24 protein-coding genes are annotated in these 22804 nt (G+C 60.5%); 7 read left to right on the plus strand and 17 right to left on the minus strand.

Annotation, left to right across the window (positions count from 1 at the left end):
- Positions 1 to 85 precede the first annotated feature (85 nt).
- Both H6866_07375 and H6866_07380 read left to right on the plus strand, forming a co-directional pair.
- Positions 86 to 559: a hypothetical protein gene (locus H6866_07375; GenBank protein USO07240.1), complete on the plus strand. Its 474-nt coding sequence runs from the start codon at positions 86 to 88 to the stop codon at positions 557 to 559.
- A gap of 104 nt (positions 560 to 663) precedes the next feature.
- Positions 664 to 960, plus strand: a complete 297-nt coding sequence (locus H6866_07380; protein USO07241.1) for a hypothetical protein — start codon at positions 664 to 666, stop codon at positions 958 to 960.
- A 13-nt stretch (positions 961 to 973) separates the two neighbouring features.
- Here H6866_07380 and H6866_07385 read toward each other — a convergent pair whose 3' ends face one another.
- The 4 genes from H6866_07385 to H6866_07400 form a co-directional block, all read right to left on the minus strand.
- Entirely contained in the window at positions 974 to 2317 is a 1344-nt protein-coding gene (locus tag H6866_07385) for a glutamate--tRNA ligase (GenBank protein ID USO07242.1), read from the minus strand.
- A 32-nt stretch (positions 2318 to 2349) separates the two neighbouring features.
- The gene (locus tag H6866_07390) at positions 2350 to 3999 is read right to left on the minus strand and encodes an NAD+ synthase (GenBank protein ID USO07243.1); all 1650 of its coding nucleotides are present in this window, start codon (positions 3997 to 3999) and stop codon (positions 2350 to 2352) included.
- A gap of 54 nt (positions 4000 to 4053) precedes the next feature.
- Positions 4054 to 5202, minus strand: coding sequence for a hypothetical protein (locus H6866_07395; GenBank protein ID USO07244.1), 1149 nt, complete (start codon positions 5200 to 5202; stop codon positions 4054 to 4056).
- A 152-nt stretch (positions 5203 to 5354) separates the two neighbouring features.
- On the minus strand, positions 5355 to 6758 hold the full coding sequence (locus H6866_07400; GenBank protein ID USO07245.1) for a 3-deoxy-7-phosphoheptulonate synthase class II: 1404 nt from the start codon (positions 6756 to 6758) through the stop codon (positions 5355 to 5357).
- A 131-nt stretch (positions 6759 to 6889) separates the two neighbouring features.
- Between H6866_07400 and H6866_07405 the strand changes: the two genes are divergently transcribed.
- Together H6866_07405 and H6866_07410 are read left to right on the plus strand one after the other, a co-directional pair.
- Positions 6890 to 7516, plus strand: coding sequence for a superoxide dismutase (locus H6866_07405; protein ID USO07246.1), 627 nt, complete (start codon positions 6890 to 6892; stop codon positions 7514 to 7516).
- A 12-nt stretch (positions 7517 to 7528) separates the two neighbouring features.
- Positions 7529 to 8389 (plus strand): metallophosphoesterase, encoded by an 861-nt coding sequence (locus H6866_07410; GenBank protein ID USO07247.1) that lies wholly within the window; start codon positions 7529 to 7531, stop codon positions 8387 to 8389.
- Position 8390: 1 nt separating this feature from the next.
- Here H6866_07410 and hisI read toward each other — a convergent pair whose 3' ends face one another.
- From hisI to H6866_07430, 4 genes are read right to left on the minus strand one after another with little or no spacing between them, the layout of a single operon-like run.
- A complete protein-coding gene (gene hisI / locus H6866_07415) occupies positions 8391 to 8792 on the minus strand; it encodes a phosphoribosyl-AMP cyclohydrolase (protein USO07248.1) in 402 nt (133 codons plus the stop codon).
- Positions 8793 to 8849: 57 nt separating this feature from the next.
- Positions 8850 to 9194 carry an Mth938-like domain-containing protein gene (locus H6866_07420; protein USO07249.1) on the minus strand — a complete coding sequence of 115 codons (345 nt, stop codon included), beginning with the start codon at positions 9192 to 9194 and terminating at the stop codon, positions 8850 to 8852.
- On the minus strand, positions 9191 to 10564 hold the full coding sequence (gene trmFO, locus H6866_07425; protein ID USO07250.1) for a methylenetetrahydrofolate--tRNA-(uracil(54)-C(5))-methyltransferase (FADH(2)-oxidizing) TrmFO: 1374 nt from the start codon (positions 10562 to 10564) through the stop codon (positions 9191 to 9193). The genes H6866_07420 and trmFO overlap by 4 nt, the downstream gene beginning before the upstream one ends.
- The gene (locus H6866_07430; GenBank protein ID USO07251.1) at positions 10561 to 11274 is read right to left on the minus strand and encodes a hypothetical protein; all 714 of its coding nucleotides are present in this window, start codon (positions 11272 to 11274) and stop codon (positions 10561 to 10563) included. Before H6866_07430 ends, trmFO begins: the two co-directional genes overlap by 4 nt.
- Positions 11275 to 11549: 275 nt before the next feature.
- On the opposite strand from H6866_07430, the gene H6866_07435 reads away from it, so the two are divergent.
- From H6866_07435 to H6866_07445, 3 genes are all read left to right on the plus strand, one after another.
- On the plus strand, positions 11550 to 12332 hold the full coding sequence (locus H6866_07435) for an FTR1 family protein (protein ID USO07252.1): 783 nt from the start codon (positions 11550 to 11552) through the stop codon (positions 12330 to 12332).
- 128 nt (positions 12333 to 12460) lie between these two features.
- Positions 12461 to 13075, plus strand: coding sequence for a pilus assembly protein N-terminal domain-containing protein (locus H6866_07440; GenBank protein ID USO07253.1), 615 nt, complete (start codon positions 12461 to 12463; stop codon positions 13073 to 13075).
- Entirely contained in the window at positions 13075 to 13944 is an 870-nt protein-coding gene (locus H6866_07445; protein USO07254.1) for a tetratricopeptide repeat protein, read from the plus strand. The genes H6866_07440 and H6866_07445 overlap by 1 nt, the downstream gene beginning before the upstream one ends.
- Before the next feature lie 2 nt (positions 13945 to 13946).
- Here H6866_07445 and H6866_07450 read toward each other — a convergent pair whose 3' ends face one another.
- From H6866_07450 to H6866_07490, 9 genes are all read right to left on the minus strand, one after another.
- Positions 13947 to 14915, minus strand: a complete 969-nt coding sequence (locus H6866_07450) for a type II secretion system F family protein (GenBank protein ID USO07255.1) — start codon at positions 14913 to 14915, stop codon at positions 13947 to 13949.
- 3 nt (positions 14916 to 14918) lie between these two features.
- Positions 14919 to 15923: a type II secretion system F family protein gene (locus H6866_07455; GenBank protein USO07256.1), complete on the minus strand. Its 1005-nt coding sequence runs from the start codon at positions 15921 to 15923 to the stop codon at positions 14919 to 14921.
- 2 nt (positions 15924 to 15925) lie between these two features.
- Entirely contained in the window at positions 15926 to 17392 is a 1467-nt protein-coding gene (locus H6866_07460) for a CpaF family protein (protein ID USO07257.1), read from the minus strand.
- A gap of 12 nt (positions 17393 to 17404) precedes the next feature.
- A complete protein-coding gene (locus H6866_07465; GenBank protein USO07258.1) occupies positions 17405 to 18661 on the minus strand; it encodes an AAA family ATPase in 1257 nt (418 codons plus the stop codon).
- 121 nt (positions 18662 to 18782) lie between these two features.
- Positions 18783 to 19472 (minus strand): hypothetical protein, encoded by a 690-nt coding sequence (locus H6866_07470; GenBank protein USO07259.1) that lies wholly within the window; start codon positions 19470 to 19472, stop codon positions 18783 to 18785.
- Positions 19473 to 19482: 10 nt separating this feature from the next.
- The gene (locus tag H6866_07475) at positions 19483 to 20925 is read right to left on the minus strand and encodes a type II and III secretion system protein family protein (GenBank protein ID USO07260.1); all 1443 of its coding nucleotides are present in this window, start codon (positions 20923 to 20925) and stop codon (positions 19483 to 19485) included.
- A gap of 36 nt (positions 20926 to 20961) precedes the next feature.
- Positions 20962 to 21846 carry a Flp pilus assembly protein CpaB gene (gene cpaB, locus H6866_07480; GenBank protein USO07261.1) on the minus strand — a complete coding sequence of 295 codons (885 nt, stop codon included), beginning with the start codon at positions 21844 to 21846 and terminating at the stop codon, positions 20962 to 20964.
- Positions 21847 to 21904: 58 nt separating this feature from the next.
- Positions 21905 to 22405, minus strand: a complete 501-nt coding sequence (locus H6866_07485) for a prepilin peptidase (protein ID USO07262.1) — start codon at positions 22403 to 22405, stop codon at positions 21905 to 21907.
- Between the two features lie 83 nt (positions 22406 to 22488).
- On the minus strand, positions 22489 to 22674 hold the full coding sequence (locus H6866_07490) for a Flp family type IVb pilin (protein ID USO07263.1): 186 nt from the start codon (positions 22672 to 22674) through the stop codon (positions 22489 to 22491).
- Positions 22675 to 22804: the final 130 nt, after the last annotated feature.

The following is a 22804-nucleotide window of genomic DNA, read 5'->3' on the forward strand; positions in this document are numbered from 1 at the left end:
AACGCAACCAGGAAATCATATTGCGCCAGTCGGTGCATTCCTGTAGCCTTTTCAATAACGAAACAAAGTCTTGATCCCATCCTTCATGCAAAATCCTTTTCGCCACAGTTTCCATCAGGCCGTTGGCTGTATTGCTGTGTTCGCCGTCGCTTCTTTGGTTCTGCCCAATTTGAAGGCGGCGCGCGCGGGTACGCCGCCGCAGGCACCGAAGGCCGTTTGTAATGACGCCTCCCTTTCGGAAAAGCCGTTTCTCGTCACCTGCATGGATCGCATGGTCGATGTGTTGCGGACCAATCCGCTGGTCGCGGGCGCGTTTTCCAGTCACATCGACGCGATTAAGAATGAAACCGATGCCCTTGCGCGTGGCGCTCTGACGCCGTTGGCCTATCGTACGCGGGTGATGCCGCAACTTGCCGTGATTGCGCGCGGGCTTGATGCTTCCCCGCTGCCGGATGACGGCATAATCCGGGAAAGCCTTACGTTTGTGGGCGCGGCCTTGTTGATGAACGCATCGATGAACGCGGGTCCGTATGCCGCCCCACGTCTGCTTGCGAAGTGAAAGCATAGCTGCTTGTGGATTATCCTGCTTTTTAGGTATTTTTAACCGGCTTCAAAACCTTCATCTGTATCGTGGGCGTAGGACAAAAAGGTGCGCCCGCGACAATGACAGCGTTTCAAACAATCATCGGTGAATATTACGGCCTCGATTGGGCAACGCTGGTTCTGGGCGTAAGCGCCAATTATCTTTTGACGGGCGGTCGGTTGCGCATTGGGTTCGCTTTGAACATCCTTGCCTGCCTGTGTGCCTTCAGCGTTGCCGCGATGTCGCATCAGAACGGATTTCTGGTTTTCAATGGTCTGTTGATCGCGATCAATATGCGCGGCGTCATGCGCGGCGACCGGCGTGCGCAGGTCGAAGAATCGGCGATGGCCCAACCGGTTCGCGTCAACAGCCGCTGACGTTCCGTTATTATCAGGCCGCCTTCAGGCGTTCGAGCGCGCGCGCCCGGCCGATCAGCGGCAACAGGACATCCAGCTCCGGGCCGTGGTCCATGCCGGTCAGCGCCAGACGCAGCGGCATGAACAACGCCTTGCCCTTGCGCTCCGTCCCGCCCTTGATCGCGCCCAGCCATTGGCCCCATGTTTCGCCGCTAAACTCGCCCGCAGGCAAAAGCGTCGCCGCCTGATGCACGAAATCGCGGTCGTCTGGTGCAATGCTGCCGGTGACCGGCCCTTTGGCGACCGCCCACCAGTCCTTGAACTCGTTCACGGTCTCCAGATTCGGGCGTACCGCCTCCCAGAACGCCTCGTCGACCGGCGCGCCCGTCATTGCTTCCAGCCGCGCTTGCACGGCATCGAAGGAAAGCTGGTGCACGATCTTGGCGTTCAGGCGGATCAGTTCCTCCGGGTCGAATTTCGGGGTCCCGCGCGAGAAATTGGCAAAATCGAAGGTCGCCGCCATCGTCATCGGGTCGGCGAACGGCTCGATCGGCTCCGACGTGCCAAGCCGCCCCATCAGGCTGATGATCGCCTGCGGCTCCAGCCCCGTGTTGTCGCGCAAATCGCCGATGCTCAGGGAGCCAAGCCGTTTCGACAGCTTCCCGCCTTCGGCGTCCGAAATCAGCGGCAAATGCGCGAAAAGCGGCATGTGCCCGCCGATTGCCTCGAACATCTGGACATGCGCGGCGGTGTTGGAAACATGGTCCTCCCCGCGTACGACATGGGTGATCTTGTAGTCGATATCGTCGATGACCGAACACAGATGATACAGCGGGCTGCCGTCCTCGCGGATCAGTACGGGGTCGGACATCAGCGCGCCGTCGAACTTCACCTCGCCGCGGATCAGATCGTGCCAGACGATGGGTTTGTGCTCCAGCTTGAAACGCCAGTGCGGCTTGCGCCCCTGTGCTTCCAGCTTTGCCCTGTCGTCGTCGGTAAGCGCCAGTGCCGCGCGGTCATAAACCGGCGGCAGCTTGCGACCCAGCAGGACCTTGCGTTTAAGTTCCAGCTCCTCCGGCGTTTCGTAGCACGCGTATAAGCGCCCATCGGTCTTAAGCTGTTCGATCACCGCGTGATAACGGTCCATCCGGTCGCGCTGGTGCACGTAATCGTCCCAGCGTATGCCCAGCCACGACAGGTCGGTCTTGATCAGCTCCGTAAGCTCGTCTTTCGATCGCTCCAGATCTGTGTCGTCGATGCGCAAAAGAAACCAGCCTTTATGGCGCTGCGCGAACAGCCAGCAGATGACGGCGGTGCGTGCGTTGCCGACATGCATGCGGCCGGTGGGGGAAGGGGCGAAACGGACACGGACGGACATGGGATTCCCGAAAAAAGTTTTGGCCCCTGTATTTAGCCGGTTTCCCCCGGTTTCTCAAGCCGTGCCTCGCCCGCCGCCAGCGGCGCGGGGACAAAACCGTTGGTAATGGGGTAACGCCGGTCGCGCCCGAAGGCCCGCGCCGTGATCTTGACCCCCGGGGGCGCCTGTCGCCGCTTGTATTCCGCACGCTCCAGCATCCGCCACACGCGCTCCACCACCGCCGCGTCGTACCCGCGTGCGACCAGTTCGTGTCGGCCAAGGTCGTATTCGATCAACCCTTCCAGTATGGCGTCCAGAATTTCGTAAGGCGGCAGGGAATCCTGATCCGTCTGTCCGGGCCGCAATTCCGCCGACGGTGCGCGGGTGATGATGCGTTCGGGGATGACGGGTTCTTTGTCGCGCGCGTTGATCCACCGCGCCAGCGCGTAAACCTGGGTCTTGTAAAGATCCTTAAGCAGCGCGAACCCGCCGCACATATCGCCGTACAGCGTCGCGTATCCGACCGCCATTTCCGATTTGTTGCCCGTGGACACCACCATCGCGCCGCTGGCGTTGGACAGCGCCATGACAATCATGCCGCGCAGGCGCGATTGGATGTTTTCATGTGTGACGCCGGTTCGCGCGACATCGTCCAGCATCGCATCGAACGCATCCATCCCTGGCGCGATCGGAATGACGTCGTAAGGACAGCCCAGATTGCGCGCGAGCGCCTGCGCATCGTCCAGCGAGATTTGCGCGGTATAGGGCGATGGCATCATCACGCAGCGCACATTGGCGGGGCCAAGCGCCTCGGCCGCTATTGCGGCGACCAGCGCGGAATCGATCCCGCCCGACAGGCCCAGCACCACGCCCGGAAAACCGTTTTTCACGACATAGTCATGCAAGCCCAACTTCAGCGCCACGAAAATCGCGGCTTCTCCCGCACGCCAATCGGCCCGCGCATCCGCGACCCATCGCCCGTCTTGCAACGCGGCAATGGCCTCGTCGGATACAAAGTCTTTCATTCGGAAGGATACCGACCCGTCCGCGTCCATGCCGAACGACGCGCCGTCGAATACCAACTCGTCCTGCCCGCCCACCTGATTGACGTACAAAAGCGGCAGGCCGGTTTCGGCGACGCGCAGCCGGGCGAATTCAAGGCGCATGCCGGTCTTGTCGTCCTCGAACGGGCTCCCGTTCGGCACGATCAGCGCCTGCGCACCGCCTGCCTTAAGCGCGCCCGCGACATCCATGTGCCACATATCCTCGCAGGTCATGAAACCCAAACGCACGCCGCGAAAATCGAATGGCCCGGGCATCGCGCCACGGCGGAATACGCGCAACTCGTCGAACACGCTGTAATTCGGCAAATGGTGTTTCGGAATGACCGCCGCGATCTCGCCGCCCTCGATCAACAGTAGTGCGTTATACAATGCGTCGCCGATGCGCCATGGCGTACTGACCAGCATCGCCGCACCGCCATCCACGTTAAGCGCGCGAAGGCCGTCGATCGCCTGCGCGATCGCTTCCATGAAGGCGGGTTTGAGGACAAGGTCTTCGGGCGGATAGCCCGACAGGCATAGTTCTGGATAAACGATCAGGTCGCACGCATCGCGATGCCGCATCCACGCCGCGCGGATCAATTCAGCGTTGCCTGCGACCGCGCCCACGGTGGGGTTGATCTGTGCGCATAAAAACTTCATGCGCTGATCCTAACCTCTATTTCAATCCCTGCCCATATCTGGCGGAAAGGATTGTTAATTGCAATCCATCGCGTGTCTTTGTGCGCGGGTCAGTTTTGTGTATGACGCGGCTTTTTGGCCATCGGATTCGATCTGCGCCATCACGCTTTTCGTATCGGGGAAGCGTGCGCTGACTTCGTTCAGCGCCTTCTGATAGGCCGCGCTGTAAACCGGGGACGTGCGCCACAGGCAAGCCTGATTGCCGGCGGTATAGGCGGCATAGGCATCGCGCGGATTTTTCAGCGTGGGATGCATCCAGCGCGTGCCTGATGCAACATCGCCGTCATGGATGCGCTGGCCCGTATAATTGCCGATAGATCCGGTGACTTTGCTGACGCGGCTGCGATGTTCATGATCCGGCATTAACCGCGAAAGCGCCTGACCCACGAACAAAAACACATCGCGTTCATGCGTATTGAAAATCGCGCCCTTATACTGTGCTTGCGTCGGCTGTATGCCACCTGCTGCCTGTGTCGGTGTGGGTGTCGACGGCTTTTTAAAATGCGGCTGCGCCGCTGACTTCGTGGCGGGCGCGGCATGGACGACGGGCGCGGCGGCTGGGTTTACCGCAGGTTTTCCACTAGCACCGATGACAAGCGGCAGATTACCAAGATTGCTAAACGGCTGTAAGCCGGGTCCGGGTTGTGCCGCCGGAGCCACACCATTGCGGTACTGGTCCAGACCGCGGGTCAGGTTGCGCACGCTTTCCATGCCGGGCTGCTGGATGGCACGCGAAAATCCTTTGTTTTCTTTCAAATCTGCGATGCCGAAATCAAAGGCCTCGAAAACCTTGCGGTTCCATTGCGCCTGCGCCTGACCGCTCAGCGATGTCAACTTGCCGTCCCAGTTTTGGCCCAGTTCGTTGTTGGAAATGGTCCAAAGGGTTGAAAGCTTGGCGCGCATGTTCAATACGTCGCTGTCCATGCCAAGCTGTGTGCCAAGCGTGTTGAGGCTGCGGAACAGTGTGTCGTTGATCGCCCCGGTCTTCAGGTTGATCTGGCCGTCCAGAAATTTGGCGAGCGCTTGTTGCGAAGAAGCCTGCGTGTTCGCCTGCGCCGTGGCCCGCAAACCGGTTTGCGCGGCGGCGGGTGTCGCGGCGGCGAACAGGCCGCCGGCAACGGTGAAAATACCAGCAGCAGCGGTGAAAGCTTTTTTAAGACTCATAATCTACACATCCTCCGGGCGCATTTTTCATTTTGTCGAACACGCGCGCCCCATTTTTTAACGCGACTTTCGCGCCTCGGTCCACGCCCCCAGTCTAGGCGAAAATAGTAAAAAAATCAATTATTATGAAAATAATTTACGGGACGGATAAGCTACTGTTTTCCCTTGATTTTTTCGGCCAACAGAAACGCCATTTCCAAGGCTTGGTTGGCATTGAGGCGCGGATCGCAATGCGTGTTGTAACACGCGGCCAGATCGGCGTCGGTCAGACGGTGTTGCCCACCAGTGCATTCAGTCACCTGCTGGCCGGTCATTTCGACATGGATGCCGCCGGGGTGGACGCCCTCGGCACGGCAGGAATCGAAAAAGCTGCCGACCTCGGACAGGATGTCGTCGAACCGACGGGTTTTAAGCCCCGTCGCCTCCGCCGTCACCGTGTTGCCGTGCATCGGATCGCACGACCAGATGACCTTGGGCCCCGCCGCCTTCACGGCACGCAGGATGGGCGGCAGTTTCTTGGACGCATCCGCCGCGCCCATGCGCGCGATCAGTGTCAACCGGCCGGGCTGGTCGTCGGGGTTCAGGCGTTCGCAGATTTGCAAAAGCGTATCGGAGTCGAGGTCGGGGCCTACCTTGACCCCCAGCGGGTTTTTGATGCCGCGCGCGAATTCGATCTGCGCGCCGTCAAGCTGCCCCGTGCGCGCGCCGATCCACAGGAAATGCGCGGAAGTGTCGTACCAGTCCCCGGTCGTGGAATCGACGCGGGTCAGGGCCTGTTCGTATGGCAGCAACAAAGCCTCGTGGCTGGTATAGAAATCGGTTTCGCGCAGCGGTGCGACCTTGTCCGACGTGATGCCGCACGCCCGCATGAAGGCCAGCGCCTCGGTGATCCGTTGTGCGATGTCGGCATAACGCGCGCCCAGCGGGGAATCCGTGACGAAATCAAGGTTCCAGCGGTTGACCTGATGCAGATCGGCATACCCGCCGGTGACGAAGGCGCGCACGAGGTTGAGCGTCGCCGCCGCCTGATGATACGCCGCGACCATGCGTTCGGGGTCGTGCGCGCGCGCTTCCGGCGTGAACTCGATGCCGTTGATGATGTCGCCGCGATAGGCGGGCAGGGTGACGCCGTCGCGCGTTTCGTCGGCCTTGCTGCGCGGCTTGGCGAACTGGCCCGCGATACGCCCGATCTTGACCACCGGCATCGACCCGGCAAAAGTCAGCACCACCGCCATTTGCAAAATGACGCGCAACGTGTCGCGGATGTTGTTCGCGGAAAATTCGGCAAAGGATTCGGCGCAATCGCCGCCCTGAAGCAAAAACGCCTCGCCCACCGCCACGCGCGCGAGCTGCGATTGGAGTTTGCGCGCCTCGCCCGCGAAGACCAGCGGGGGCAGGGCGGCCAGCCGCGTTTCGGCGGCCTGTAGTTTCGCGGCGTCGGAATAGGTTGGCATTTGCCGCGCCTCGCGCCCGCGCCAGCTTTCGGGCGTCCATGCGCTTTGCGGCTGCGCGCTTTTCGGTTGCGGGGCGGAAACGGGCTGTAATGTGCTGTGCATGACGGGGTTTTAGCACATTCCCGCGTCCCTGCGCCACAGGCTTGCGTGCCGGGGCAATCGGTGCAAACCCCTTGCGGTTTGCGGCAAAAGACTTACTTTGACTGGCGCAAAACAAACCAAGGAGCGCCGCCATGACCGATTTCACCCTGCCAGAACTGCCCTATGCCTATGACGCGCTCGCGCCTTATATGTCGAAAGAAACGCTGGAATACCACCACGACAAACACCACAAGGCCTATGTCGACAAGGGCAACGAGCTTCTGGCGGGCACCGGCCTTGAAGGCAAAAGCCTTGAAGACGTCGTCAAGGCGTCTTTCGCGGACAAGGGAAAACAGGCGCTGTTCAACAACGCGGGCCAGCACTGGAACCACATGCATTTCTGGAACTGGATGAAGCCCGATGGCGGCGGCAAGAAAATGCCCGGCGTGCTGGAGCGCGCGATCGCCGAGTCCTTCGGCGGCTTCGATAAATTCCGTGCCGATTTCATCGCGGGCGGCGTGGGCCAGTTCGGCTCGGGCTGGGTCTGGCTGGTGCGCGAAGCCGACGGCAAACTTGCGGTGATGAAGACCCCCAACGGCGAAAACCCGCTGGCCCATGGCAAACAGGCGATTTTGGGTTGCGACGTGTGGGAACATTCTTATTACATCGACTACCGCAACGCCCGCCCCAAATATCTCGAAGCCTTCGTCGACTCCCTGATCAACTGGGAATACGTGGCCCGGATGTACGAAGGCGCGGCCGACGCGAAGGCGGCCTGACGGGCATTCTCGATGCTGGCGATCGACTGGTTCACCGATCTGCATCTGCCGTCGCTGGATCACCGCGCAAGCGATATGAGCGCGGCGGAACAGACCGATATGCGCGAAACCATATTAAAGGGTGCCAGCGCCTATGCCGCGCGTCTTGCGCATGAACGCGGCGATCTGGTCGTCAATACGGGCGATAATATCGACACCACGCCGGATCGGGTGGTCGACGCCTGGCTTCAGGCCACGGTGCGCGATATCTTCAATCCCGTGGCCGATGCTCTGCATATGTTGCCCGGCAATCACGACATTCGTCATGGGATCGATCCCGATTTCATCCAGACTACGAAGGTCATAGACGCGGACGAGGCGACCTTGATCTTCTGGGCGGCGAATGTTCAGCCAGGAAAATCCGGCACGAATATCCGCCTGAGTAGCGTGCCGCAGCTGCGTCACAAATTCTACAAGGCCACGCAGGACGATCTGGTGGATCTTGCCCGCGCGTTTGATCAGTGCCGTCCTTCGCGCCCGGTGCTGTTGTTCACGCATGTACCGCCCAACGACGACGCGACCCATAACCCGGTCGATAATGACGAACGCTTTAATCCGCTGCGTTCGCATTACAAAAATGGCGCGCTTGCGTTGAACATACTCAAGCAATCAGGTTGTTCCGTTTTCGTCTTTTCCGGCCACCGGCATCTGAACCGTGAAACCGCGCATGGCGATCGCATCCGCCTGTTCACCATGGACCGCATGACGCGCTGGGAAGACATGGGCGAACATCGCCCGGCGGGTATCAACCATGCACGCATCGAAATCGGCAAAACCAGCCTGACCCTGCGCCGCAGCGGGGTGATGCCTTTGGTCCGGACTTACGCGTTTTAGTTTACGGCTTCAGATCGAACCCGCGATAGAAGCAGCTTTCCTCGCCGGTGTGACAGGCTTTGGCATCGCCCTGCGGTTCCACCAGCAGCAACACGGTATCCGCATCGCAATCGACTTCGATCCGTACGACATTCATAAAGTTTCCGGACTCCTCGCCCTTGGTCCAAAGCCGCTTGCGCGACCGGGTCCAGAACGTGGCCCTGCCGGAGCGGATCGTTTTTTCCAACGCCGCTGCGTTCATGAATGCCAGCATCAAAACGCGCCCTGATGTGTTGTCCTGTACGATGGCGGGAACAAGGCCGATGGTTTGTCCCTCATGCACATCCGCAACTTTTGAAAAGTCGAGCGATGCGACAATCGTATCTCTTGTGATGGGCAGTTTCTCTTTTTCGCTTTTTGCCATATATGTCCTCCGATTGAATGAATTAATGTACTAACACAAAAATACAAAAGCAAGTTTTTAAATCGACTTCAGTGCCGCTGCCACGCGCCGTCCGTCGGCCAAAAGCGCGTTATAGGCGCGCGCGGCGGCGCCGGTATCCATGAAATCCAGCCGCATCCCCGCCGGGCGTTGCGCGGGCGGCAATATCCGCACCCGCGCACCCGTGCCCATCAGGACAAGATCGACCTCGTCCTTGATCGCGGCCAACGCGTCCATCGAAACGCCGTCCCACGCAAGAACGCGATCGGGCAGGACGATGACGGGATGGCCGTAAACCGTGCCGCTGATTTTGAATCCGTGCGTGCCATAGGATTGAATGACCATCTGGTTGGCGCGGATCAGGGGGGTGATGTCGCTGCTCATGCCGCCGCCTGCAAGCCCTGTGTTTTGAGCCACGCGTCCAGATCGGCAAGCGCGCGGGCGGACAGCGCCTGTTTACGCTCCGGCCCCTTGATCGGCTTGCCCTTTTCGTTGCGCAGGTCGATATCGGGAAACAGACCGAAATTGATGTTCATCGGCTGGAATGTTTCGGCATCCGCGCCGCCGGTGATATGCGCCAGCATCGCGCCCATCGCTGTTGTCGCAGGCGGCGGCGCGATTGTACGTCCCGCCTGTTCCGCGGCGGCGAACCGCCCGGCCATCAGCCCAACCGCCGCGCTTTCGACATAGCCTTCGCATCCCGTGATCTGTCCGGCGAAACGCAGATCCGGCCGCGCCTTCATTCGCAACTGGGCGTCAAGCAGGCGCGGCGAATTGATGAAGGTGTTGCGGTGCAACCCGCCAAGCCGTGCGAACTGTGCGTTCTCAAGCCCCGGTATCATGCGGAATACGCGCGTCTGTTCGGCGTATTTCATCTTGGTCTGGAATCCGACCATGTTGTAAAGCGTGCCCAGCGCGTTGTCCTGCCGCAGCTGCACCACGGCCCACGGGCGGCGCGTGGCGTTGGGGTTGGTCAGGCCGACCGGCTTCATCGGCCCGAAGCGCAGCGTGTCCAGCCCGCGCGCGGCCATCACCTCGACCGGCATACAGCCCTCGAAATAGGGGGTGTTTTTCTCCCATTCCTTGAACTCTGTTTTTTCCGCCGCCAGCAACGCCTCGACGAATGCGATATAATCCGCCTTGTCGTCGAACGCGCAGTTAATATAGTCCTTGCCGGTGCCGGCCGGGCCGCCCTTGTCGTAGCGCGACTGGAACCATGCCTTCGACATGTCGATGGATTCCGTGTGTATGATCGGCGCGATCGCGTCGAAAAACGCCAGTTGCGCCTCGCCGCCCAGTTTTTGCACGGCTTGCGCCAGCGCGGGGGAGGTCAGGGGCCCGGTCGCGATGATCGTGCGCCCCCATGATTCAGGCGGCAGACCCGCGACCTCGCCGCGTTCGACGGTAATCAAAGGATGTTCATGCAGCGCGCTTGTGACGGCTTGCGAAAACGCGTCCCGGTCCACGGCCAGCGCCCCGCCGGCCGGCACCGCCGCCGCCGCGCCGCACCGCATGATCAGCGAACCGCACCGGCGCATTTCCTCGTGCAAAAGTCCGACGGCGTTGTTTTGCGCGTCGTCGGAGCGGAAGGAATTGGAGCACACAAGCTCGGCGCAGTTTTCGGTCTTGTGCGCATCGGTCATGCGCACGGGGCGCATTTCGTGCAGCACGACGGATACGCCCGCTTGCGCGATCTGCCACGCCGCTTCCGACCCGGCCAGTCCCGCGCCGACGATATGGATGGGTTTGTTCATGCGCCGTTTATAAGCCGTTTGAGGACAAAATCAAAAAATTCGCGCTGCGCGGCGTCATGGATACGCAGGATTTCGCCCACATGCCGTTCATGCGCGGCGGATGGATTTTTGTGGGAATAGCGTGTGGCCAGAAACCGCGTGCCGGTATATTCGATATGCGGACTCGACAGTATAACCCGCCCGCGCGCGATGACCGCGGGGCCTTCCGCGTAATGCGCCAGAACATCTGCTTCGCCGCGTATGTCCTGGAACACCGGGCCCGCGATATAGCCGGACCGGAAGGTTTCGCCATAGGCGGTGGTGATCGGCGCGGCGCCGCACCACGACCGGTCGATGCCTTCCATGTATTGTGTCAATGGCCCGTATGCATGCGCGTCGATCAGCGCCAGTTCGCGAGGCCCCGTGATTTCGCCACTATTCCATTCCAGCGACCGGCATGCGTAATACGCTCCGGCGCAAATACCAAGATAGCCGCCGCCTGCCTCGACAAAAGCACGGATCGTGGCGTTGCCCGCGCCGTTCAGTTTCTCGCAATAATACAGGTCGGCCCCACCCGGCATTGCCAGCGCGTCGGCGTCGATGCCGTTCGTGATGATCTGCGCCGCGTCGATGGGTACGACGTTGCATCCATGCGCGGCCAGCGCATCATGCATGCCCGCCGTGCTGTGCACGTAATCCTGATACAGGGCGATGCGTGGTCTGCGGGTCATATCGGGATGCGGTTGTAAAAGTCCCGCGCCGCAATTGCAAATCCGGGCGGCGGCGGCCGCGAATCGTCTAGCCTGCCGTATGGGGATTCGCGCGGGTATGAAAAACGGCCCGTCCCTCTATAAAACCCGCGAACGGAGCATGGAATAAAAATCAAAGGAAAACAGCCGTTTTTAAATTAGGACTAAAAGAGTCTTGATTTTGGGTTTGACCCTGTGCAATTTGCGCACGATAATCATTCTCAACTCAGGTCCTAGACAGGAAAAAGGGGTACATAATGTTGCAAATCATGACGATCGCGTTTCGTGAAGGCATGGAAGCCTTCCTGATTGTGGCCATCTCGCTGGCCTATCTTCAGCGCACGGGGCGTCCACATCTGGCGCGCCCGGTCTATGCCGGTATTGCCGCCGCGCTGGTGCTCAGCGCCGTGATGGGCGTGGTCCTGTCCGATCTTTCGCAAAACCCGATGACCGAAAGCGTGCTGGCGCTAGGTGCGGGGGTAATGGTGGGGACCTTCACCCTGCACATGTTACGTGCCGCCAAACATATGGGCCAGTCGATCCGCGACCGTCTGGAATCGCACGCCCTGCGCGACGGGTTCTGGGCGTCCTTCGGCATTTTCGCCTTTGTTGCGCTGATGATTACGCGCGAGGGCATGGAAACCGTACTGATGATGTCCGCCGCCAGCTATGACATGAGCGCCGCGCACGTAGCGCTGGCCGTTCTTCCGGGCCTTGGGCTGGCCGCGCTGATGGCGTATTTCTGGGTGCGCAAAAGCCATCTGATTCAGATCGGGCGCTTTTTGAAGGTGACGGCGATCTTCCTGATCATGTTCGCGGCGCAGATGATTTTGAAGGGTCTGCATGAACTTTCGGAAACCGGCGCTGTGCCCCTGCTTTCGCAAGGGGCTTTCCACCAGATGACCGAAACGCTGGCCGAGGATGATGGGATTGGGTCCCAGATCATCACCTACGCGCTGGTCGCGGTGCCGCTGGGCTGGCTGGCATGGGCCGCGCTGCGCGACCGCATGCAGCACGCGCATTCCGGCCCTGCGGCCTGAAAAATCCGGCAAAATCCGGCAAGATCGGGGATTCCCGTCCCCCTGCCTTTTGACGTACAATAAAGTCGGGCCGATTCGTGCGGCCCGGCTTTTCTTTTCCAGCGTTGCTTTTTCCGGGCGGGTTGCTGATGCGTCTTGTTGCTTTATCGCTTTTCACGTTTCTGGCCTTCCTGCCCGCGGCATCGGCGCAGGATGCCCGCATTGCTGATGACGGCGGCTACAGCCGCCTGAAGCCGCTTGATGCGGCCGCGATGGATGACGACACGCCCATCCGCATGACGCCGGACGGCCCTGCGGTGATCCAGCTCGACCGCGATGCGGGCAGCGTGATCATCGGCAACCCGGCGCAGGCGTCGGCGGTGCTGGAAAATCCGCGTACGATCATGCTGGTGCCGCAGCAGCCGGGCGCGACCAAGATCATCGTCCTCGACCGCGATGGCAAGACGCTGCTCAACCGCCATGTGCTGGTGGGGGGTGGGCGCTCCGGCTTCATCCGTATCAACAAGCCTTGCGGCGCTACGACCCAGAACGAAACCTGCCACCCGGTCGCGATGTATTACTGCCCCGACCGTTGCTATGAAACCAGCGTGCCCCAGCCCGGCAGCGATGTCGCCGCGCCCGCCACCGCGCCTGCGCCGCCGCCAAGCTCTGCCGCTTCTGGCGGGTCGGATGGCGGCGATGCGCCCGCCGTGCCTGAAAGCGTCGGCGAAAATCCGATTGAAATAAACGGGGGTGCGCAATAATGCGCCGCGTCCTGATCTGCGCCGCGCTTCTGGCCCTTGCGGGGTGCAGCCATATCCATCCCAAGGGCGCGCCGGATTCCAAATCGTCCGCATCCGACAAGATCTCAAGCGCCATCGCCAGTGCCGCGCGCGACGCCGCCGCGGGCGGCATGACACAAGAATCCCTGATGTTTCAGGAAAAACTCTACAAACAAGACCCGCGCGATGCCGCGAACATCGTCAATTACGCGCATGGCCTGCGCCGCGCGGGGCGCATCGACGATGCCGAATTGGTGATCCGCACCCCCGCCACGGACAAGCGCGCGGGCGCGCCCATGCTGACCGAGGCGGCGATGGTGATGATCTCGGCCGGAAATTACGACGAAGGTCTGGATTTCGCGCAAAAGGCGCTGGATAAGGACGGCAAGTCGCCCGACGCACATCACGCGCTGGCGCTGGCGCTTTCGGGCCTTGGCAAGAACGCCGACGCCCAGCTTCAGTTTCAAAAGGCGCTCGATCTCTGGCCCGATGACCGCGACACCACCCCGGTGATCAACAATCTGGCGATGTCGCTGGCCGCGCAGGGCAAGATCAAGGAGGCGCGCGGGGTGATGCGCCTTGCCACCGGACAGGCGCTCGATTCCTCCGTCTACCAGAACAACCGCGCGATGCTCGACTCGCTCAAGGACACTGATGTGGTCGTGATGGAAAAAATCGCCGCCCCCACGGAATCGGGCAGCGAGGTGATCTCGCTTTCGCCCGCCCGTATCGTCGAGGGGAAAAAGGACGCGCCAGAAAAACCGACTATCCAAAAACCCGCCACCCAAAAACCCAAAGCGCAGAAAACCGCATCCAAGAAATCGTTCCGGATGCAGCCTATCGTCGAATAGGTTTACCCGCCATGCGCGGCGGTGACGGCCTGAATGCCGGCGGGGCCAAGAATCACGACGAAAAGCGCAGGCAGGAAGAACACGATCATCGGCACTGTCAGTTTCGGGGGCAGGGACGCGGCCTTGCGCTCGGCTTCCGCCATGCGGATGTCGCGCGATTCATCCGCCATGACGCGCAGCGCGCTTGAAATGCTGGTGCCGTATTGCTCGGCCTGGATCATCGACGTGGCAAAGGATCGCGCCGCGCCCGAACCCACGCGCCGCGCGAAATCCTGAAACGCGCCGCGCCGGTCGTTGAGAAGTCCGAGTTCGGCGCCAAGAAAGCCCATTTCCTCGGCCAGCATCGGCGAATGTTCCGCGATTTCCAGCGCGATACGGTTGATCGCCTGCTCGATTGAAATGCCGCCCTGCACGCACACCAGCATCATATCGAGCGCGTCCGGGAAGGTCAGGTTGATTTCCTGTTGGCGTTTGATGGCCTGGTTCTTGAGCATCACGCTCGGCAGCACGAACCCAAGCAAAAGCGCCGCAAGCGGAATCAGAAGCTTGAGGGAATCTGCGATTTCCTTTTTTGAAAGCGATATCAGCAGCATCGACACCGCGGCCAGCACAAGGGGTACGGCAAAACGGATAAAGATGAACACCAAAGGCGCGTTGGGTTGGCGATAACCGGCCTGTTGCAGCTTTTTGCGCAAATCGTCGGCCATGCCGCCGACCATTTTGCGCAGCTTGAACATCATGGCGATGGATTCTTTGGCGTCCGGCGTTTTGGCCGATGGCTTTTCGCGCAGCTTTTCCTGTTCGGCCTTCGCGGCGTGGAACAGGTCCCGGCGCCTGCGTGCGATCATGTCTTGATATTTGTCACGCTTTTCGCGGCGCGCGACTATGGGCAGGGCGATGGCGATGACGGTGATGCCCGCCGCCAGCGCGCTTAGAAAGGTCAGTATGCTCAGCATGTCGAATTCAGGCATGATTTAGACCTTGAAGTTGATCATCTGGCGCATGGTGATGATGCCCAGCGACATCCACACGCATATGCCGCTAAACAGCATTTTCCCGGTGCCGGTCGAAAACAAAAGCCCGATATAGTCCGGGTTGACCGCCCACAGGGCGAGAGAAACGAGCACCGGCAGCGCGCCGATGATCATCGCGGAAATCTTGGCTTCTGCCGAAAGCGCCTGCACCTTGCGCTTGAGCCGGTAACGCGCGCGGATGACCCCGGCCAGATTTCCCAGCACCTCGGAAAGCGACGATCCGGTCTGGATCTGAATGGCGATCGACGTCGCGAACATCTGCACCTCGGCCAGCGGCATGCGCGGCACCATGCGGCGCACCGCGTCCTGCAACGGCACACCGACCCGTTGTTCGTCGTAAACCCGCGCCATTTCGTCGCCCACGGGGCCGCGGAATTCGCGCCCCACCATGGCAATGGCCTCGCCCACCGGCATCCCGGCCTTGAGCAGACGGATCATGGATTCCAGCGCATCGGCGAAATCATCCAGAAAGGCGCGTTGGCGGCGATTTGCCTTGATCTTCAAAAACAGGCGCGGCACACCGAAAAACGCGGTGAACCCCATCAGCAGGACAATGATGCGCGGCAGGCTGGTGGACCACAGCATCCATGTCGCGCCGCTGCCGAAGACGACCGAGATAACCCAGAATTTGGTCAGGTTTAATTTCAGCCCGGTCTGCAAAATCAGCGAAGACAGGGACTTGGTGTCGGAAAGGGCCTTTTGCTCGCGCGCGGCCTTTTTCAGTTTGGCGGCGATTTCTGCGGGGTTTGTCGGCGCGCCTGCCTGTGCCTGCGGGCTCGTCGCTGACTGGTTGGGGGAAGTGCGGGTACCCTGCTGCGTCTGCCCGGCGATAACGGCCAGACGGCGGGCTTTCTTCGCGGCCTCCGCCCGGTGGTTGATCAGTGCGGCGACGCCGCCCCCGGCCAGGCCCAGAAAAGCAAAGACGATCAGGATCAGTACGTTCATGCCTATGCCCCCAGGGATTCGCCAAGGGCTTCATCCGCCAGTTTTTGCATGTTGAACTGGCGGAACCGGTCGTAGAACCGGGGGCGCAGGCCGGATGATTTCTGGCTTGCGATCAGGCGGCCGTATTCGTCCTCGCCTTCGATCTCCAGCGTGAACAGATCCTGCATGGTCACGACCTCGCCTTCCATGCCGGTAATTTCGGATACGTGCGTGACCTTGCGCGACCCGTCGCGCAGACGTTGGACCTGAATAATGACGTTGACGGCCGATGCGATTTGTTCGCGCACCGCCTTGGGGCCGATGTTCAACCCGGCCATGGCGATCATGTTTTCCATGCGCGAAATGGCTTCGCGCGGGTTGTTGGCGTGCACCGTGCCCATCGACCCGTCGTGGCCGGTGTTCATGGCCTGCAACAGGTCGAAGGCTTCAGGCCCGCGCACCTCGCCCACGATGATGCGTTCGGGGCGCATCCGCAGGCAGTTTCTGACCAGATCGCGCATCGTGACCTCGCCCACGCCTTCAAGGTTGGGCGGGCGGGTTTCAAGGCGCACGACGTGCGGCTGTTGCAATTGCAGTTCGCAGGCGTCCTCGCAGGTGATGACGCGCTCGCCCTTGTCGATGTATCGCGTCAGACAGTTGAGCATCGTGGTCTTGCCCGAGCCGGTGCCGCCGGAAACAAGGACGTTGAGGCGCGAGCGCCCGATGGCCATGATCAGCTTGGCGCAGGCCGGGGTCATGGCGCCGAATTCCACCAGCTTGTCGAGTGTCAGCTTGTCCTTTTTGAATTTCCGGATGGTCATCGACGCGCCGTCGACCGACAAGGGCGGGATGATGACGTTGACGCGGCTGCCGTCCAAAAGGCGGGCGTCGCAGATGGGCGAGGATTCGTCGACCCTGCGGCCGATCGCGCCGACGATGCGCTGGCAGATGGTCAAAAGATGGTGCGCGTCGCGAAAGCGTATTTCGGCCTTTTCGATCTTGCCCTTGACCTCGATATAGGTCGTATCCGGCCCGTTGATCATGATGTCGGCGATGTCGTCGCGCGCCAGAAGGGGTTCCAGTGGGCCGAAGCCCAGCATGTCGTCGGCGCATTCCTGCGATACCTGGATGATTTCCGCCTTGGTCAGGTCCATCGCGCGGTAACGCACGATTTCGGCGACGGCTGCCTGCACCTCCTCGCGCGCCTTGGAAACCTCCATCGAGGCGAGGTTCTTCAAATCCAGACTCTCGCGCACGTCGCGCCAGATGCGTTCGCGCACCGCCTCGATACGTTGATTGATTTTCGCGCCGCCTTCGCCGTCGGCCGCCGCGGCGGGTTCGTTGATGTCGATTTTGGGGACGGCCTGTCTGGTTGACGCCTCACTTGGCGCGGCTGCGGGCGTGCTGGCTTCCGGCGCGATGGACGGCATCGAAACCTCCGGCTTTTTTGCCGGTTCGCTTGACGGTGGCGTTGTGCGCTTGCCGAACATTTAAAGCCGTTCCTACGATGAAAATTTCTTCAAAAGACCCGGCAGAAATCCGCCGCCGCCGTTTTCCGATTCCGCGTGGTCTTCCGACGAAACGCCCAGATATTCGGCCACGATGGGCTCCAGCACGGCTTGCAGTTTCGCGCCCTCCGGCAGATCGCCCGGACGTTTTCCGTCGCTTTCCGCCTTTAGGAACAATTTGGGTGTGTAAGGCATATTCACGGCGACGTCGAACCCGACCGCGCTGCTGATTTCCTTGTCCGAAACCTCGTAAGAAGGCATCTCGCCGCGCCGGTTGACGATCATGTGCAGGCTGCCTGTTTCCTGCCCGCGCATCGTCAGGATTTCGCGGATCAGGGTGCGGCTGACCGAAAGCGCGTTGACCGTGGGTGTGGTGACGACGAAAACCCCGTTGGCGCGCGAAATGACATGGGACTGGATCGCGGGCGAGGTCGATGAAAGATCGGCGATCACCACCGGATACTGCGCCAGCATGCGTTCAAGCAGCATCTCGAACAGTTTTTGTTGCGAACCGTTGACCAAAAGCGGTTCCGCGCCGGTATTCATGAAGGTCAGGTTTTCCGATACCGCCATCAAAATACGCGAAAGCGTATCATGGTCGCGATCGATTGCGGCCTTCGCGGCTTCGACCAGTGTACCGTTGGGTGAAAACCCGAATTGCGCCCACAGCGTCGAATGACCCGCTGCGGCGTCAAGCAGGATGGTTTTTTGCCCCAGCGTTTCGGCGGCGATCTGCGCCGCCATGTGTGCGACATTGGTCGTGCCCACGCCGCCCTTGGCGCCGATCACGGCGATCAGGCGGCTGTCGGACGCGCCCAGCATTTCAAGCAGCGTGCCTGAAATCGCCTCCGCCATGTCGAACAGGCTGACCGGGTGGACAAGGTAATCGGATATGCCAAGCGCGGTCAGCTGGCGGTAAAGCTGCACGTCGTTGACCGGACCGATGACCAGCGCGCGCGTGCCTTCGGCGCATTGGCCCGCCAGTTTTTCCAGTCGGCCCCGAAACGAGTCGCCGGTATCGTCGGTCTGAAGGATGATGACGCTGGGCGATGGCGATTCGGCGTACAGCGCGATGGCCTCGTCGATGCCACCGCCTTTGACTTCCAGCGTCACGCGCCCGAAACGCCAGTCGCCCTCAAGCGAGGCGATGATGTCTTGTGTGTGCTCTTCTGCGCTGAAGACATGCACGCTGGCGGTGGGCAGCATGGTGTTCAGGGCGGAGCGGCGAGGTGTGTCTTTTTGGGTGGTCATGGTCTTTAAAGAATCAACGAAAATAAGGGACGGTTCTACCCCTTAATGTATCCGGACACCCTTAACGCGGGATTAAGGTGAAACAGCTTTTAGGTCGCTTTAAACCGCTGTATGGAAACGGCTATTTGCCTGCGGCAAGCTCGGAAAGGACATAACTTGGCAGGAAATCGCGCGGGGTGCCGGGGCGCAGCTGTGTATTGACCACCGCGGCCAGATGCCCGCCATCGTTCCGTCCGCCCAATCCCGCGTGCCCTTCCAGATCGGCCGGGTTTTCAATCTGCCGCGCCATCATGCCCTTGACCCCGCATCCGGTCTGGTATGTCAGCATATTATCGGCTTCTGCGGGGGCGTCATAACCCGGGATCGGCATGTCCGCGCACGCGGCGGGTCCTTGGGCTTCCAGCGTGTCAAAGGCGATCAGCGCGACCGGCACCGGTGCGTCCAAAGGCACGCTAGACGCGGTGATGTCGCCATCAGGCACGCCCGATTGCAAAAGTTCCTTGATGATTTCGGCCTTGCGCGCGCTGATTGTGCTGTCGCCGGTTTTGCCGCCGTCCTTATAGGCGACGACCAGATACAAGGGACCCGCGCCTTTTTTACGATAGGTTTGTGCCGCCTCGGCAATTTTCACGGCATCCATCGCCCCAAGGGGCTGTTTTTCAATGTATCGGCTTTCGACCAGTCGCAGTTTATCGGCGTTCAGTGTCGATTTTTCCATCAGCCACGGCTTGTCGGGAGAACACGCGCTCAGGCCCGAAGCCAGCCCCGAAACGACACCCAGAATCATCAATGTGTGTTGCCAGCGTTTCATCTTGCGCGCCTCACTCCATGATATATCCGAAAGGCCGGTCCTGCGCGTAGGTCTTGATCGACTGCCCATAAGCCAGCGCAAGGGATTCCGCCAGTGCCCGGTTAAGCGGCTCGGTCCGCTTGGTTTCGTCGGTGGTGCGCACGGCGGCTTTTTCGGCGAAAGGCTCGACCATATAGGCGCTGATGATGACCAGCAGTTCCGATTCATTGCGCGCAAAACTTTCCGAACGCGCCAGCGCGCCCAGCACCGGCACCTGATTGATGCCAGGCAGGCCGTTCATCCGCTCGATGGCCTTGGATTCGATCAGCCCCGCGATCATCAAACTGCCGCCCGACGCCATTTCCACTGTGGTTTCGGCGCGGCGCACCGTGAAGCTGGGCACGGTGACGCCTGGCAGTTGCAGGGTCAGTTCGTTGGATACTTCCGAAACCTCGGTTGAAATCTGTAAATTGATCCGGTCGCGGTTCAGCACCACCGGCTTGAAGGAAAGCGAGATGCCGAAGGGGCGGTATTCGTATGTGATGTTGCCGTTATTGTCGCGCTGGGACGGGATCGGAAATTCTCCGCCAGCAAGGAACCGGGCGTTTTCACCGGAAATCGCGGTCAAATTCGGCTGCGCCAGCGTGTTGACCAGTCCGTCGCGCTCCAGTGCGTGGATGACCAGCGAGATCGGGCCCGTCGAACCTGTGTCGTAAATCAGGGCGCCGTTGCCGAAGGATGGATCGACCGTAAGCCCGAATGCGGGGTTGCCGGCCAGTGGGCCGCCGTTGAAAGCGGCGTTGGCCGAGGCATAGGTGCCGATGCTGGATGTTGAATGCTGGCCCGCGAAATTGCCGGACTTAAGCCCTGCGATGTCGGTTTCCAACCCCAGTTCGTTAAGAACGTTGCGCGCGACCTCTACGATCTTGACGTGGATCATCACCTGTTGGTTGTCGCGCACGCTGATATTGTTGACCACGGTCTGGGTGCCTGTGACGAACCGTCCGGCCAGATCGGCGGCGCGCGCCGCGACATCGGCGTTTGATACCGTGCCGCTCAGGGTGATTTTGTCGCCGATCGAGGAGGCGACTATGTTCTCGTTCGGGAAAAGGGTTTTAAGGCTTTCTTCAAGCTTGCTGGTATCCGCCTTGACGTGGACCGAAATCTGCTTGATCAGGTCGCCGCTTTTCCCGAACACCAGTACATTGGTGTCCCCCACCGCCGAACCGATCAGGTACAGCTGGTCGTTCTTGACCGGTCCGACTTCCACGATGTCGGGATCCGACACCAGCACATCGGTGACGCCCGGACCCACCCGCACCACGTCGGCCTTGCCCATCGAAAGGGTCAAAAGCTCTTTCGGCTTGGATTTTGCGACGCTGTTGGCATCGGCCGCATACACGGACTCCGTAAGCGCCAGCGCGCCCACGGACAAAACCGCAAAAGCGATGTAATTCAATAGCTTGCGAACCATACTTGAATGCCGGAACCGGCGGGATTGAAGGCGTTTCTACTGCCCCAAGGGGCGCAACTCCACGTTTTCGACGCGGTTGCCTGTATAGAGTCGCACAACTTGAGTCGTCGAACCAGTCTTATTTTGCCCGTGCATGATCTCGCGCATCACGCCGCTGACCCTGATATCCGTGGTGGTTGGCGGCTGATGTTCAAGTCCTGCGCGAACCGGCTGATCGTCCCCGATCGGGCGCAGCACCAGTGAAAGCGTCCCCATCTTGGCGGCCAGAATCAGTTGTTCGGCCTGGGTCGGGCTGACCTCGACGGTGACGGTCTTGGGTGCCTTGATTTCTGATTTGGCGCTCGAACTCTGGTCGGTGGCCAGAACGCGCAGATCCTCGATCACGGTTTCGGTCGCCAGTTTTGAAACGACGGGTGTTGCCGCCTCGCGTATTTTCTGGTCGGCGGGCAGATGGACCTCGTAAGTCAGGATGACATCGACATGGTCGCCCGGCGTCACGAAGCCCGCGACCGACGATTGCGCGTTGACGCTGATCGCAACCGCCCGATAACCGGGCTTCAGCGACGCGGCCACGAAATTGCTTTTGCCAGCATCGACCATCGCGGATTTGATCATCGGTTCGCCCTTGGCGAAATTGCGCGCGACGCGGCCTTTAAGAGCCTCGTCCGCCGTGGTCTTGCCCTCGCGCACGATCGCGCCGTTAAAGATCGAGGTTTTGGGCCATGGCGCCCAGATCGTGGCGTTTTTATCCAGTTCTTCCCCGGTTTTCAGGTCGCGCGCGGCGACCAGTACGTATTCGGTCTGGGTTTCGGCTGTAGTGTCTGCTTTACGGCTTTTGCCGCCGATCATCTGCACCGCCAGCGCGGCCAGCAGCGCAAAAAAGAAGCCCGAAGCGACAATGATGACAGTAGATCGATTCATGTTCCCAACTTTACGCCCGCGCGCTTAAACAAGGGGTTAAAAAAATACGGCGGTTTATCTATCGAAACAGCGTGGCCGCGCACGCGACAGCGATCGCAACGCCATAGGGTACCACGGTTTCCCCGCGCGCGAGCGCCGGGATCCAGCCATCCACCGGCATTTTTTCGGCAATATTTTTCGTAAAGGTTGCGCGCTTGAGGCCGATGCCCGCCAGCGCCAGAATCCCGCCGCAAACCGTCATGATCAAAAGAAAGCTGCCGATCTGCGTCAGTTGCGGCCAAAGCCCCAGCGCCGCGATCAGCTTGGCATCGCCGCCGCCGATCAGTCGCGCGAAGAACATCGCCGCGCCTGCCGCCAGAAACACGACCGCCACGATCACATGTGCGCCAGCGAGTTTGAAGGGCAGAAGAAAAATCATCGGTACGAATAAAAGCACGACCGCCAGCGAAATGTCGTTGCGGATGCGCATATGGCGCACATCTTCCCAGGCCGCGATCAGCACCAAAGCCATGACGGCACAGCGCAGCGTAAGTGAAACCACGGGTAATATGTCGGCCATTAGGGGGTCCGTCAGAATAATAGCGGCTCATGAAAAAGGCCCACGCCCGAAGGCGTGGGCCCTGATTTCTGGGCGATCCGGCCTTAGGACGGACGCTCTTGCACTTTGGTCGACATGTCGGTGAACAGGCTCGCGAGGTCGTCACCGAAGGCGAACACGACGACCGAGATGCCCACGGCGATCCCGGCGGCGATCAGGCCGTATTCGATCGCGGTCGCGCCGCGCTCGTCATAACGGAAAGCTTGAATTTTTGCCAAAAGTTTCAGCATGAAAGACTCCTTTTGCCCACTTGTTGTGTTTGTAACCTGCACTCACGTGAATTCAGGCGTTATGGTTAATGCTATCGAAAGCGAATTAAAGGTAAGTTAAGAATGCAGCGAATACTGCTCGGCACGAATC

The sequence above is a fragment of the Rhodospirillales bacterium genome (genome assembly GCA_023898805.1).
Classification (GTDB): Bacteria; Pseudomonadota; Alphaproteobacteria; order Micavibrionales; family UBA1664; genus UBA6145.

Excerpts from the sequence above, each read along its gene's own strand:
- H6866_07375 (USO07240.1), top strand. The coding sequence starts at position 86 with ATGCAAAATCCTTTTCGCCACAGTTTCCATCAGGCCGTTGGCTGTATT.
- H6866_07380 (USO07241.1), top strand. The coding sequence starts at position 664 with ATGACAGCGTTTCAAACAATCATCGGTGAATATTACGGCCTCGATTGG.
- H6866_07385 (USO07242.1), bottom strand. The coding sequence starts at position 2,317 with ATGTCCGTCCGTGTCCGTTTCGCCCCTTCCCCCACCGGCCGCATGCAT.
- H6866_07390 (USO07243.1), bottom strand. The coding sequence starts at position 3,999 with ATGAAGTTTTTATGCGCACAGATCAACCCCACCGTGGGCGCGGTCGCA.
- H6866_07395 (USO07244.1), bottom strand. The coding sequence starts at position 5,202 with ATGAGTCTTAAAAAAGCTTTCACCGCTGCTGCTGGTATTTTCACCGTT.
- H6866_07400 (USO07245.1), bottom strand. The coding sequence starts at position 6,758 with ATGCACAGCACATTACAGCCCGTTTCCGCCCCGCAACCGAAAAGCGCG.
- H6866_07405 (USO07246.1), top strand. The coding sequence starts at position 6,890 with ATGACCGATTTCACCCTGCCAGAACTGCCCTATGCCTATGACGCGCTC.
- H6866_07410 (USO07247.1), top strand. The coding sequence starts at position 7,529 with ATGCTGGCGATCGACTGGTTCACCGATCTGCATCTGCCGTCGCTGGAT.
- hisI (USO07248.1), bottom strand. The coding sequence starts at position 8,792 with ATGGCAAAAAGCGAAAAAGAGAAACTGCCCATCACAAGAGATACGATT.
- H6866_07420 (USO07249.1), bottom strand. The coding sequence starts at position 9,194 with ATGAGCAGCGACATCACCCCCCTGATCCGCGCCAACCAGATGGTCATT.
- trmFO (USO07250.1), bottom strand. The coding sequence starts at position 10,564 with ATGAACAAACCCATCCATATCGTCGGCGCGGGACTGGCCGGGTCGGAA.
- H6866_07430 (USO07251.1), bottom strand. The coding sequence starts at position 11,274 with ATGACCCGCAGACCACGCATCGCCCTGTATCAGGATTACGTGCACAGC.
- H6866_07435 (USO07252.1), top strand. The coding sequence starts at position 11,550 with ATGTTGCAAATCATGACGATCGCGTTTCGTGAAGGCATGGAAGCCTTC.
- H6866_07440 (USO07253.1), top strand. The coding sequence starts at position 12,461 with ATGCGTCTTGTTGCTTTATCGCTTTTCACGTTTCTGGCCTTCCTGCCC.
- H6866_07445 (USO07254.1), top strand. The coding sequence starts at position 13,075 with ATGCGCCGCGTCCTGATCTGCGCCGCGCTTCTGGCCCTTGCGGGGTGC.
- H6866_07450 (USO07255.1), bottom strand. The coding sequence starts at position 14,915 with ATGCCTGAATTCGACATGCTGAGCATACTGACCTTTCTAAGCGCGCTG.
- H6866_07455 (USO07256.1), bottom strand. The coding sequence starts at position 15,923 with ATGAACGTACTGATCCTGATCGTCTTTGCTTTTCTGGGCCTGGCCGGG.
- H6866_07460 (USO07257.1), bottom strand. The coding sequence starts at position 17,392 with ATGTTCGGCAAGCGCACAACGCCACCGTCAAGCGAACCGGCAAAAAAG.
- H6866_07465 (USO07258.1), bottom strand. The coding sequence starts at position 18,661 with ATGACCACCCAAAAAGACACACCTCGCCGCTCCGCCCTGAACACCATG.
- H6866_07470 (USO07259.1), bottom strand. The coding sequence starts at position 19,472 with ATGAAACGCTGGCAACACACATTGATGATTCTGGGTGTCGTTTCGGGG.
- H6866_07475 (USO07260.1), bottom strand. The coding sequence starts at position 20,925 with ATGGTTCGCAAGCTATTGAATTACATCGCTTTTGCGGTTTTGTCCGTG.
- cpaB (USO07261.1), bottom strand. The coding sequence starts at position 21,846 with ATGAATCGATCTACTGTCATCATTGTCGCTTCGGGCTTCTTTTTTGCG.
- H6866_07485 (USO07262.1), bottom strand. The coding sequence starts at position 22,405 with ATGGCCGACATATTACCCGTGGTTTCACTTACGCTGCGCTGTGCCGTC.
- H6866_07490 (USO07263.1), bottom strand. The coding sequence starts at position 22,674 with ATGCTGAAACTTTTGGCAAAAATTCAAGCTTTCCGTTATGACGAGCGC.